The organism is Paenibacillus sp. FSL E2-0178 (assembly GCF_038593005.1).
GTDB lineage: Bacteria > Bacillota > Bacilli > Paenibacillales > Paenibacillaceae > Paenibacillus_AQ > Paenibacillus_AQ phytohabitans.
Genome location: NZ_CP151953.1, coordinates 7655328 through 7669120, shown reverse-complemented (window position 1 = coordinate 7669120; position 13793 = coordinate 7655328). Strand labels below are relative to the sequence as shown.

The following is a 13793-nucleotide window of genomic DNA, read 5'->3' as shown; positions in this document are numbered from 1 at the left end:
AGGTTAATTCAAGTGTTGGACTTCACTTTCCTTAGATTACCCTGTGTTATTATTAGTTTCCTACTGTTTTCCCTACCAAAAGCTATAAAAGGAAGGACTTCCCTAAAGGCAGAAAATGGTCACTTAATAAATTAAAGTTAGCACCATATATAAAAAAAATCAAGTGCAGTAATTCTACACTTGATTTTCATCTTCATTTCCCTCTAACCAATTAATAAATACTTCTTTGCTTACCTTAATAAGTTTTCCTACTCTTTTTACATGAAATGGTGGATTATTGAGAAATTCATATGTTTTTCTTCTACCCATGCGTAAAATTTGCTGGATATCTTCTGGATTAAGTATTGATGGATAATCATCATAACTATGTATTACAGTCGTTTTTAATTTATCTTCGCTACTGCCATATGTATTTGTACTTTCTGTACTATATGTATTTACTTCACTCATTAAACAGCCTCACCATTTTCCTCATCCATCAACGGCTTAATGTCCATTTCTTCTAATATCCCATGAATAAACAATCGACCTTTTTGAGTCCACTTTGTACTTAACTTAGTCATCTCATTATCTTCAGGATCCTTATACACAAATGATTCAGATTGGGTGTAGCCTTTACCAAGATGATCCTTGTATAGTAGCCATTGCTTACTCTGTTTATATTGAACTTTCCTTTGATATAAGATTTTATTTAACTTTTGAGCGGTAAGACCATAATCAACAGCAATCTGTTTAATAGTTATTGTGTTCTTTGTTCTGAGGATAGTGTCATAATAGGTGATTTTAGGTTTATTCTCTGCTACAACTTGTTCAAGCATTAGTTTCTCAGTATGTAACCGTTCATTCTGTTCAACCTGTTCAACAAGGGCCAGGAGAGCTTCCTTATAGTTTGAGGGAAGGAGTTTGGTATTGCGGTTTTGAAGTTCTTGCTTCATGCGATTAAATTCCTGAATAATCCTCACTTTCCCCTTCATCGCTTTCGGTGTATTGTAGGACATTGCCACAAGCACAAATCCGTCTTCAGTCATGTCAATCTTCTTATACTTTCTCCCTCGTTCATTAATATAATCTGACTCCGCAAAGTTAAGGAGTGAGAATTCTTCCTCTCCGGCCTCGATTAATTTAGAGATTTGTTTGCGAAGATCTCTTAAAACATCATCGTGTTCTTTCTCAAATTCTTCTCCTAAAATTAAGCTATTAGTATTAAGTTCTCCGTTTTTTTCAAACACCAACTGCAATTTTTTATCCAATATTCATTTCTCCCCTTGATTTTATTTTACTAGGCATCTAATCCCAGCCGTTACCCCTCTGTAAAGTTATATCATTATATTTAACTCGATTCCTTTTCTCTGTCCTTCGCTCGTTTGTGATTCTTCAGTTTCTCTCTAAGAATTTTAAATTGCGAGCTATCCGTATTATCAGTGCTTATAGCATATTTGAGAAAGCAATTTCTTTCTCCTCGGTAGCAAATTCTATAATCATAATTTCTCCTTCTGATATAATTAGTCTTTTATCATGAATTTCGATTATGTATTAATTCATGTATTCACAGACAACTGAAGTGTCCTTATTCATGATCGTTCACCTTGACTTAGTAATACCAGTTCCTCAACAATCACTACATTTAGTGTATAATAAAAATATAAACACAACATATACGATTTCAACTTGTACATATTGGATTAAAGTGGTATTATATGTGTATTAGCACTCAGTGAGTCAGTTTGCTAACAAAACATATATTGAGGGGGCAATACCATGAAAATTCTCCAGATTTGTTACGACCTGAAGAATGCTTCGGAAGAACGGTATCAAAATATTATCGAAGCAATTAATAGGTTAGGTAATGCTGAACACGCTCAGCTATCTGTTTGGATTCTAAGAACTAACTTATCTGCTAATCGCGTCAGAGATATCTTGTCTCCTCATATGAGACAAACAGATAGCTTGTTGGTAACTGAGATTACTGCAATGGCTTCTCACAATGTTCCTGACGCTGCCTTCAGATTAGTAAAAAGAACCTGGAATCAACCGATCCCAACGATTAACATCAATCAACCATTCCCATTAATTCCAAAACTGAATCAGCCCTATAACCCTTTAAATAAGACCCTATAATCCATGACTGAGGCTGTGGTTTAACTGCGGCCTTACTTTTTTTATTCTTAATAAAACTTACCTTTCATCCCCTTTACATGCTTAATAATACAACGTACTTCCCTTATTTCATCAATGATTCACTAAGCTGTTCTGGTATCATCACCTCATGAAACAGAATTTAAATATTAGTATGTCTTATATTATTCTCCACCTCCTTTGTTGTTACATAATATATATTTATATTTCGTTTGTTTGCGTTTATTAATATCCATAAGCTGCAACATAAGCATTGAACAATTCACCATTATACTTATCAGGTAGATCAAACAACTTATATTTCAAGTCCTCTTCCTTATCTAAGGGAAACAATTGTTCAAACATAATAGTACTATCTTTAAGAAATCCCTTATATTCTGCAGTTACATGCACATGCGTAGGCATCTTTCGTTTTGTTGTACTGCTTGTAATTGGAGCAACTTGAATTATTGACGATTTTGAGCAACCTACATTATTAGTTGTAATTAGCACTGGTCGCACTCCACTCTGCTTTGAACCTTTTTTCGGGCCAAGATCAGCTAACCAGACTTCATTTTTGCGAACTTTTTTTTCACCAACCGCCTCATTTCTATTTAATATCAGTATCATAATCTCACGCTCCTTAGTTTTTCTCTTTATTTACTCTTATGAGTCTAATTATACACTGTTTTTTTAATTAATCAATATTTATAGTTATTTTTATTTTATTAAAATAATATTTTAAAAGAAAAAAATGCCTATAAGTACATTCAATATTACATTGATGTATTTATAGGCATTATTATTATCAGATCTTCTCAGAAAACTCAATTCCTTGTTCAATAATAATCCCGATTAATTCGACCTCTTGAATACTCAGGTTTACTCCAAATTCCTCGCAAATGCTCTCAATAACTTCTAATGAAATTGTCATTTTATCAGCTTTTGTAAGTGTACCAATGGCATATGTATTCACGTAGTCAATGACTTCATCGGCAACGTTCAAAACAAAGTTGGCCTTATCTTTGTATTTGTTTGCAATAGGGAGTATTTCCATCACAAGCCGTTCAATATTGCTCAAACTCATGATCTGTTCAATCTGTTTACTTGTGAGCAAACCTTTACGTTGAAGCCAGGGAATAATAAAAAAGCCTGCTACAATGAGCAGGGTAGTGCCAGTGATTATGTATAAGTCGTTCAAGGTAATTCCTCCTGTATATATTCAGTTTACTTGCTGATATACAATTTTTTAAGTATCAGGTGTTACCTTATGTCCTAGCGATATGATAGACTGTGCAGAAATGTAATTAATGTTATCTTTCATAATAGCCGATACTTGTTTACCATTAACCATGAGTACTTTAGTGTTGTTGCTCCAATCTAAAGTGTCTCCCAGCTTATCCCTTAGAGCGGAGGCAGGAACATAATTAGAGCCGTCTCTCATAAAACCATCAACATTTTTGTTATCTGCTGTGAAGATGATCTTTGTGGATATATCGGATGCATCTGTTTTATAGGTGGCGGGCTGATTAAGTTTATCCAACTCAGCTTTAATTGCAGGAATAAACCCTTTATTAGCTGCAGCAATTGTATTACCATCTTCGAACCATGCATTTCCTGGACATGTCTTCTTCGATTTACCCGGAGTGTAATCAGACAGTCGTTTGCCATTAACATCATACCAAGCATGGTAAACAATATGATCCGTATTGACTGGAATGTTAAACTTCTTAGCAAGACAAGCATAAAGATGAATGATTGTTTGTTTCTGTTCATCAGTCATCTTGTCGCCATTCTTATCAAAGTTACCCACGTTCTCAATGCAAATATTGTTGGTGTTGAACCCACCAATTCCTGCAGGGGTCTTATTCAAATCTCGATCAAGGCTAATAGCAATCTTACCGTTCTCGAATGTTGTAATATTTTGACCTGTAGCACTCCAACCATTTGTAATCATGATAATCCCGTATGCCCTCAAGGCACTTGAACTCATCTTGATTTTTGCGTGTTGTGTAATTTGGAGAAGCAGTGTGATGTACCTGTAGATACTTGATTGTACGAGTCACATTCTGTTTATCCAGCCAATCTTTAAATTCATCTCTTTCCAATAAAAGAAAATTGCCCAACCTTTTCATTTTTAAATATTCTCCTTTCAAATCCTTCATGCTATAATCCAAGTGAGTCGAGATTTTTGGGGATACTCTAGCCGGGTAGAACATTAATTCTCGTCTTTTTGCTGTTCTGTTTTGTCTTCTTGATTTGCTGTAGCCCGTTCCTGAAATATAGTGAACACCTTAGTGAATACTGGAGGGATTTTCAAATCCAATCTTCCGTAATTCTCAATAATTGAAACCCCTTCATTAGCCAACCAAAAGAAGATTGTTCCATTCATAACAATGGTCATCCCTAGTGCTAGGTCGATTCTATGACCCAGGAATACCATAAGGAGCATCATGCCTTTTTTTATGAGTCCCCAGAACCCCACACTACTCTTTAACCCTTTGCCTGTTTTCACACTAGCAGCACAACCCGAAAAGTAATCAATCACAAATGCCCACAATAATATTTCTAACAAGCCACTCCAACCTCCAAATGCATAAGATACTATGGTTCCAATGATGCCAGATGCTGCATAGAGGAAGGTATAATCCCTATTGGCTATCAGTTTTAAATTAAAATCATTCACTATAACACTCTCCGAAATCAAAATAAAAAAGAGGAGACAAATCCCCCTCTTCTTTTGATCAGCCAATATTAACTTTTCTAAAAACTTCTATTATGTTGATCAACCTTATTAACAACTGACAATTGAGAACCAGATACTTCTTCCTAGATAAAGAGAAAGGAGAAGGTTTTCACCCTCTCCTAGCATCTTTTCTTAAAATCCATAGTTAGCTTATATCAGAAGAGTAGGATTGATACAACAGACTTACAAGTACCCAAAACCTGCGCTGAAATAAATTGTACCCGCTCCTACCAAACTAATAGTACCAGAGCTGCACAGAACACGATATTCCATACTTACCGCGCCCGTAGAGCTATCGAAGCTGCTATTAGATATTGATGTAGTTATAGAGCCTATATTATATTCTGAACCACTAGTCACTCCGTTTCTGTTGTAATTTGAAGCTGCCCCAAAGCAGCGTGTCAGTACACCCGAAGTACTCGTATGCTGAATATAGTTAACAGATGATACAGTTGGTTCCATCCTCATGTACGCCATAATCTTTCCCGTTGGCACCGTAAGCGTTACAGTAAATCTGACTTGGTTTGACGCACTTGAAGATGGGGACAGGGTATAGTATCCCGAAACTTCTTTGGGAGCGGCAACGGCTGGCATACTCCCAGTTACTCCATAGATCGCTACCCCCGCTCTTATGTTACTTGGGGTGAGATCTGGCTCTGCTGACTGTAGCTGTGCTGTGGTCACTTTAATCTCCCCAGCTCCTGCCCCACCCTTGCGATATCCTTCTGATGGGTACACCGCTAATGCTCCATCTCCCCATTGCCCTACGCCTTGTGCAGGGTCATCTCCTGCAGTTATAACAGGAACACTCCCATTGACTCCTAGTATAGAGCTGCCAGCTAATATTTTGTCTGGGCTTACTCCCGATAGTGTATCAGGTACATAGTATGCTGTTCCTTCATCAGAAACGATCCATTCCTTACCCTGATAAGCTTCTAAGAAGTACGTCTGTCCAGTGGTTCTGTACATGTTTGCCATATCTTTATTAAATACCCTTTCCAGAGTACCCGTTACTAGGCCATTATCTGTTCCTATAGTAGATCCTAGGCGAACGTCCGAGGCCGTCGCTGTTCCATACTCACCCCCTTCACCCTGTAAGATAAAAGCCGTTCCATCGTACACAACAGTGTACACTCCATTAATTGCAAGCTTAGCAGCAGTTCCGTTAGACTTCATAATCGGCTTAGAAATGTTACCACTAACAGTCAGAGTAGGATTTGCTCCACTTGCTATATGAGCTTTAAAGGTTACCCTCAGCCCATTTACTAACATGTAAGGAGCTAGCGGATGGGTAGCGTTATAGGCTGTGGCAGTACCTGTAGTGAGTCCTGCATAAGATAAACCACCCTGTATTACTTCTAGAAGGTTCTTCCCCTCATGCAATTCAACATTCATCCCTGGCGTTACCGTTGTACTGGTCACCTTAAATGGCGCTGTACCTTGGGGAACCTGAGAAGATATGACTCCACTGGAAGCAATACCATTAACGAATGCTAATTCCTTGGAAGTATATCCAGACGGCATGCTTCCAGCTACAGGTGTTATCAAAGTCCAGCCCATGGCGTTAATCATCTCTATCCGCAAGTTAAGAGCTGCAGGTGTTCCGTTATATACTTCAAGGTAAGCATAGTTACCTGCATAGGAAGTGTGGTACACAATTCTTGCCTTTGTTAACCCATTTGCTGCATACAACGAGTACAGAGACTGATTCAATGTCACCCCCGTAGTAACACCAAACATCGTAGCTGCTTCAAAATTAACATAGCCATGATTGCCTGTTATACTCCAGTCAATAGCGAAGGCCGCAGCATTCCGGGTAATTTCAACAGCACTGGCGGCTATTCTATACCATCCTGTTGTAGCTGGAAGAGTAGCTGATATGGAAGACATGGAAGGCGCATTGGCTTGCACAAACGCAGTATTTGCAATTTTAGTACTATTATCACCCGAAGTTTGTGTAGGAACGTTCACGACTCCAGGAAAAGATATTGTTGGTGCTTGATAAACTGCTGAGTCCGTGGAGTAAGGCGCGCCTATTCCCATACTCTGGGTTACTACGGCAGCGGAGGCTACATTCATCCCCTCTACCTGAACCACAAATGTTTCGGTATATGCAGTAGGGGCTAAGAAGCACAGTTGTATTCTATATCTGTTATTAGTAGCATCCCAAGATACGTCTGAAATAAATAACGTGTTCCCCACCGCACCAAATACCTCATCAAACCTTGAACCTTGACGATTAATCGTTCCAGTACCAGTTGCATGGAATTCTATTCTTTTTCTTAAAAGTCCACTATGTGGAGCTCCGAACCAGCTCCCTGTTACTAATACATCAAGATACCCTTGAAAGGCTCCTGTAAAATACACATCTGCTTTCTGATTAGCTGTTGTAGCTGCAAACACTACCTGTCCTAGATTCTTGGAGAAGTGCGTGTCACCATTGACCACAGTAGGTGAAGCAATAATCCCATCAGTTGCTATCCCATCAACAAACTTCAGTTCAGAAGTTACATAACCAGAAGGAATGCTCCCTGCTACCGGGGTTATTAGTTGCCATCCCATAGAAGACATGAGCTGAGTGTTTACATTGAGAGCTGCGGCGCTTGCGTTATACACTTCCAAATAGGCGTAATTTCCTGTGTATGTCGTGTGATACACAATCCTTGCTGCCGTGAGACCTGTGCCAGAATTGCCTCCAAAGTTTGTGTACATCACCTGGTTTAGTGTGGGGTCGATACCGTACATAATCCCCGCGTTGATTGTTACCTGTCCATGGTATCCAGCAAGCGTCCAATCAATTTCAAAACGCGCTGCAAGCCTTCCATAGCTTACGGACGATGTGGCTATTCTGTACCATCCAACAGTCGCTGGCAACACTCCACCCACTTGGACCATAGATGGTGCGTTAGCTACTACGAATGCAGTTGTGGCTAACTGATTGGAAGCCGTCCCAACTGCTGCTGTTGGAGCCGTGGGTATCCCTGTCAAGGCTGGGCTAGCCTTTAATGCGTATTGAGTATGAGGGTCTCCGGTGGAGTTATGGTTTGCTGAGGTGTATATAGGGTAAAGTGCACCATCCATTCTGGCAGAGAACACATTTGCAGTGTCATCAAACTCTATTCCATCATCGTTTGAAAACCCTATCTTGGTATTAACGTTAATGTTACCTGAGTTATCACGTAGCACAGCGGTACTAGGTGTTGCTGCTGTGTTCACAGTATAACCTACAATTGCTCCAAGGACAGGGTTGTTATGAACACCTACACCAATATCTCCAGCTGTAACTACTGGCATAGCAATCTGGACTATATCACCTGGTGTTGCATGAATACCTGGAGCTGCGTTTGAATATCCGTTAGATGCTGCATGTACTGCCTCAATGTGTACCCATCCATCAGCTGGAGTCAGCTGTATATGGGTGGTCTGTATTACGCCATTCTTCTTGAACCGCCCACTTTTATTAATAACTGCCCTTGTGCCTGACTTGACACGAATCCAAAATGATACAGTGTAGCTTTTATTAACACCAGCAGCAGGAAAGCTGCTATTTACTGTCATCAAATAGGTAGTAGGCACTGTTGTGTTCTGATTACCTGTACCACTCCCCATCGTGTAAGATGCAATATGAAACTCAGTTCCATATCTTCCATTAGCTGCGCCAGTAGCTGCTGAAATTCCTGCAAGTAAGCTGACTACATCACTGTTTATCGCACCTGCAGCGCCTCCGTTAGTTGAGTTATCGTGATAGAATTTTCCGCCACTTGTTACTGTTGTTCCATTCCATAGTGAGAAGAAGCGGTTATTAGCAAAGGTTTCCGAGCATGCAATATCACGAGGATCGTTTTCAGGACCAACAAATCTTCCTGAATCAGACAGCAAGTTAGTAACGCTGCCAAATGGAAGGTTGTCTGGCAAAACCGATGCACCAGAATCCAGCTGAGGGAGACCACCAGCAACATTGTATAGACTACTGTTTGGAATACTCACCCATGTACCTTGCCACGTGCTGTTTACTCGCCGTCTAATCCACTCAACTGGAGTTCCAGTGTCATTCAAGCTTATTGCTCTTTGCACAACGTAATTAGTGCCATCAGATGTTCCAGAATGAGTCTGTACAAGGATGTGAAACCATCCACTAGAGCCTGCTGGTGCATTAAGTAGAGCATTCCCTGTGTAGAACCCTGTAGTAAGTACAGTATTTAAATCAGTTCCAGCAGTGATTGATAAAGCTTTCCCGTCATCCTTAGTAAGGCTATACTTCTGAACAGCATCCGGAATAACACTTAATAGCACATCTCCATTTACATCCAATCCCGCATATCCTAAAGCAACATCCTTGGTACGAGTTGTCTCAATTTCGTACCAAGGTCCAAATACACTATTATAAATATTGCGAACAAATATTCTCGGAGTACCAGCTACATAAATTGATAATGTTTGTGTGACTCCGTCACCTACATTCCTTGCAACTTTAAGATAGTAAGCTAATCCCGCTACTGCTGGTGGCATATTTGTATGTGTTGCTGCAGATGCATTACTTACAGCAAAGTATTCACCTTCTGGTATCGTGTTGAGGTCAACGTTGTTGGCTAAAGAAATGGCCTTCATACTTGTTTCTATCCACACAGACCAAGTAGATCCTGCATTACGACTTTCTCGAAGGAACTTCCTTATAGTTGTAGACCCATTCACTGTTGCATAAACGTTTGCTTCCTGTGAGATGTAAGAAGCATCGAATTTTTGAACATTCAGGGCAGTTGTGCCTACAGCTAAAGGGATATTAGTACTTGCTGGAGCCAGACTATAGTACCCAGTCTCCGTTAAAGTATTAGCATTTACTGTTATTACTCCACCTTTGCCCAATCCAGTATTTCCAGTAAGAGAATGTTTTTGAATTTCATAACCAGATTTTGTAACTGTATTATCTGGTATTGCTTGCACTGCTACTGGCAATGTTGTCGCAGCTCCTGTATACACTGAAGATATATTGAAATTGATATCTCTAACAGAAGTCCAAGCTTCTACTGTTATCGCATAAGGATTTATATACGCAGACCTTGCTTCAATAGGTATTCTAAATCTGGAATTTGTCGAATCGAAAGACAATTCTCCTATAGATAGATGGTTTTGAATAAGTCCAGTTACTAAACTATAATACGATGGCGCTGAATTAATTGTACTCGGAGGAGAAGATACAATAGCATGTTCTTTCACCAACATACCACTTGAATCAATGCCAGAATATACACCACCTATAGTTATTCTTATCGCACCATGAATGGCAGTAGTCCAAAACAAATCAATTTTCTGATTTGCTACACCTGTAAAATTGAGTGTGAATGATCTTTTTGTATATGCCGTACCCATCTTTTCGCCCAACGCTACCACATTTGAATTTAGATCTAGTGTTGCTACTCCACCAGGATAGTTTTTTTCAGAGGCGGGGATATAATTAGCAATAGAGTTTGCAAGCCCTCCTCTTACTGTTTCAACAAATTTTGTCGTAGCAAGCTGATCTGTGTTTGTTCCCGCTGCAGCAGTTGGTGCAGTTGGTATTCCTGTTAGTAGTGGTGATGCTAAAGGAGCCTTCGCATTCCAAGTTGTTTTTTCAGTGTCAGTTACAAACCTATTAGACGCATCCTGAGTTACATCACTTGCGGTGATATTTGCCCATTGGTACGTTCCTGCTGTAGCAGTAGCTTCAAGGAATTTACCATTACTTGTTGTACCATTCGCTGGAACATGGAGATTTCCATCACCAGTTGGATGAGAATAGTTATTTGCACCTGAAGTAATAGAATCTAGTTTGGTCTTATCTGTAGAAACCATTAACCCGTTAGTAGACGTTGTCGCAACTGGTATTGCAGAATTGACCCACTTAGTTCCGTTGTGAGTTAAATACTGCCCACTTGTAGGTGAGGTAATTGTTGAATCAGAAAGCCCTGCCAGATCAGGTGTAGCCCATGTAGCAGTACCACTTGCACCATACTTCAAATAGTTTCCTGCAGCCCCACCAGTAGGAACATGATTATTGCCTGCGCCAGTAGGATGAGTATATACAACCGTTTCTGTTCCATTAATCGTTACATTTCCGTTAGTAGCGGAGTTAACAACTTTAGTAGCTTGAGTTGTAATCCCCTGTAGTTTATTGTAATCTGCGATACTCATTTTGCCGTCAGCTGATGCAGATGCGTTAGGAATTGAATTTGCAGAAATTGCAATCCACTGAGAACCTGTATATCTATATGTATAATCAGTGTCGTTAACGTTGACTGTCCATCCATCTTGTGGTGAAGGATACGCTGTGGCAATATTAGCGTAGGATGCGACTGAAGGTTTCCATTGGATATTTGCGGTTGCCTGACTAATTTTCGAGTCCACTTCTGTTTTAGTGTACTTATCATTCCATGAACTTTTTAAACTTGTACTTATAGTTAAGTCGGGATTTTGAATCGTTCCTGCAACAACCAGGTCATTATTTAATGAAGTGACACCAATTACCGAACCTTCCCCATCCACACCTTTACTTGCGAATATATCCCAGTATCCTGTATTGGTAGGAAGATTCCCCGTGCTAGCCAGTTTGTTGATATATGCAGTACCGTTGTAATGAACAACGTCACGAGCAACATAAGCCGTGCTTGCAGAATACACACCTTTCCATACCACACTATCCCCCTTTACACCCTGGATACCCTGGATACCTTGGTCTCCTTTAAATGCTACTGGCTTCCATTTAGTAGTATCTGTAGGAATAACACCTGTACTCACCAAAATATTCATATAGGATGAACCATTGTAATCTACAATGTTGTTCGGAATATACGCAGTTGAAGCATTGTATGAACCTTTATGCCCAGTAGCAGTTGCAACCGTATTCGCATTACTAGCTGCAGTATTCGCTGCATCTCTCGCAGTATTTGCTGCTGTGGTTGCATTTACTGCACTAGTTGCAGCGGTGTTTGCACCATCTCTTGCGGTATTTGCTGCCGTTGTTGCATTGTTTGCATTGGTAGTTGCAGTATCAGCATTAGTTTTAGCTGTATTTGCCGCTAATGTCGCATTATTTGCATTTGTCGTAGCTGTAATAGCATCAGTCTTCGCAGAGTTTGCTACTGTTGCAGCTGCATTAGCAGAATCTTTTGCTGTATTTGCGTTTGTAGCCGCTATGTTCGCAGCTGTTGTTGCGGTATTTGCTGCCGTTGTTGCTGTTTCTGCATCAGTTTTAGCTTTATTTGCAGCACTTGTTGCTGTATCTGCATTAGTTTTTGCCGTATTCGCAGCAGTTGCAGCACTGGTAGCAGCAGTTGTCGCGGTGGTAGCCGCTGTTGTTGCTGTTTCCGCATTAGCCTTAGCTGTATTTGCTGCTGTAGTAGCGTTATTAGCATTCGTGGTCGCAGTAACTGCCAGTGCTGCTTTAGCATCAGCATTGGAAGCAGCGGTATTTGCAACAGATGTTGCAGAATCTGCGTTTGCCTTAGCAGTATTCGCTGCAATGGTCGCCATATTTGCCGCGTCTCTTGCTGTGTTTGCATTTGCAGTAGCTGCATCAGCATTTGCTTTAGATGTATTTGCTGCTGCTGTGGCCGTATCCGCATTCGATTTCGCTGTGTTAGCAGCTGTTGTTGCAGTGTTTGCATTTGTTGTAGCTGTTATTGCTAGAGCAGTTTTATTATCAGCATTTGTAGCTGCTGTATTAGCTGTAATAGCTGCATTATTTGCAGCATTAGTTGCAGTATTAGCACTTGTAATTGCCGATGTGACACTCATTAAAAGCGTCCAATTAGCTGTAGTCGTTAGCGCTTTGTTTAAAGTTCCATCCAATACACACGTATATACATTCTGATTAATGTCATCTGATACAACATCACCAAAGTTATATGTTATGGTGGAGGAGTAAACTCCTTTCCAAAGCATATTAGTTACTTTTTGCCAATAGGATGTATTGGTTGGAATATTCCCTGTGGTATTTGCAATACACATAAACGTGGCACCACTATAATAAACAATATTCTTAGGAATATAAGCAACTGTAGGACTAAAGGTTCCTTTATGAACTAATGCTTCTCCTGAAGCTTTAGCATAGTCTCCTTGTGTTTGGGCATATGTTGCTTTAGTGTTCGCATTTGTGGCCGCTGTATCAGCATTAGTTTTTGCTGTGTTCGCTGCAGCTGTTGCAGTGTCTGCGTTAGTTTTTGCAGTATTTGCCAAAGTTGTAGCTGTATTTGCTGCCGCAGTTGCAGCATCTGCATTAGCCTTTGCTGTATTTGCAGCAGAAGCTGCATTATTAGCAGCTGTGGTAGCTGCCACTGCACCGTCTTTTGCTGAGTTAACACTTGCTGCCGCCGTATCCGCATTTGTTTTAGCAGTATTTGCCGCTGTAGCTGCATTATTAGCATTCGTAGTCGCTGTATTTGCTGCTGTTGTAGCATTAGTTGCCGCTGTGGTTGCTGTGTTCATAGCTGTTATTTTTGTATCGGCAACTGCGAGTTTAGCATCAACTTTACTAGTTGTGCTACTCACAACCTGATCGAGAGTTTCAATCACATTGCCGTTTTCATCAATAGTAGTGGCAATCATCTTCTCGTGAATGAATACCTTGCCTGTACCTTTATAAGTAGCAGTACATTGTTTATTATTATATTGAGCATCAAAGTAAGCCCAATTCGAATTGAAATCTACAACTACATTATTCGCATCAGGAATAGGTGACTTCTTTATATTCTTAATAAAGAAACTCTTTGCACCATACGTAATTGACATCGAAGAATATTCATCTGGAATCTCTCTTAATACAGCTTTACCATTAATAACTGTGATTTGTTCGGTGATGGATACGAACGGATCAGTTGAATCTCCTCTTCTTCGTTGGGTGATCCATCCATAATCATTGTCCATTATTGACAAGTTTTGTTCCTCCATTTCATAAAAA

The 13793-nt window shown here is 40.0% G+C and carries 8 protein-coding genes; 1 reads left to right on the top strand and 7 read right to left on the bottom strand.

Annotation, left to right across the window (positions count from 1 at the left end):
- Nucleotides 1-174: 174 nt before the first annotated feature.
- Together MHI42_RS32940 and MHI42_RS32935 are read right to left on the bottom strand one after the other, a co-directional pair.
- Nucleotides 175-450: a hypothetical protein gene (locus MHI42_RS32940; protein WP_342421926.1), complete on the bottom strand. Its 276-nt coding sequence runs from the start codon at nt 448-450 to the stop codon at nt 175-177.
- The gene (locus tag MHI42_RS32935) at nt 450-1250 is read right to left on the bottom strand and encodes a phage regulatory protein/antirepressor Ant (protein WP_342421925.1); all 801 of its coding nucleotides are present in this window, start codon (nt 1248-1250) and stop codon (nt 450-452) included. The genes MHI42_RS32940 and MHI42_RS32935 overlap by 1 nt, the downstream gene beginning before the upstream one ends.
- Nucleotides 1251-1758: 508 nt before the next feature.
- Between MHI42_RS32935 and MHI42_RS32930 the strand changes: the two genes are divergently transcribed.
- Complete coding sequence (locus MHI42_RS32930) at nt 1759-2118, top strand: hypothetical protein (protein WP_342421924.1); 360 nt, start codon at nt 1759-1761, stop codon at nt 2116-2118.
- 243 nt (nt 2119-2361) lie between these two features.
- On the opposite strand, the gene MHI42_RS32925 is transcribed toward MHI42_RS32930, so the two are convergent.
- From MHI42_RS32925 to MHI42_RS32905, 5 genes are all read right to left on the bottom strand, one after another.
- A complete protein-coding gene (locus MHI42_RS32925) occupies nt 2362-2745 on the bottom strand; it encodes a type II toxin-antitoxin system PemK/MazF family toxin (protein ID WP_342421923.1) in 384 nt (127 codons plus the stop codon).
- A gap of 178 nt (nt 2746-2923) precedes the next feature.
- Complete coding sequence (locus MHI42_RS32920; RefSeq protein ID WP_342421922.1) at nt 2924-3316, bottom strand: hypothetical protein; 393 nt, start codon at nt 3314-3316, stop codon at nt 2924-2926.
- Nucleotides 3317-3364: 48 nt separating this feature from the next.
- Nucleotides 3365-4072 carry an N-acetylmuramoyl-L-alanine amidase gene (locus MHI42_RS32915; RefSeq protein WP_342421921.1) on the bottom strand — a complete coding sequence of 236 codons (708 nt, stop codon included), beginning with the start codon at nt 4070-4072 and terminating at the stop codon, nt 3365-3367.
- Between the two features lie 261 nt (nt 4073-4333).
- Nucleotides 4334-4801, bottom strand: a complete 468-nt coding sequence (locus tag MHI42_RS32910) for a phage holin family protein (RefSeq protein WP_342421919.1) — start codon at nt 4799-4801, stop codon at nt 4334-4336.
- A gap of 243 nt (nt 4802-5044) precedes the next feature.
- Nucleotides 5045-13768 carry a pyocin knob domain-containing protein gene (locus MHI42_RS32905; protein ID WP_342421918.1) on the bottom strand — a complete coding sequence of 2908 codons (8724 nt, stop codon included), beginning with the start codon at nt 13766-13768 and terminating at the stop codon, nt 5045-5047.
- Between the last annotated feature and the right edge of the window lie 25 nt (nt 13769-13793).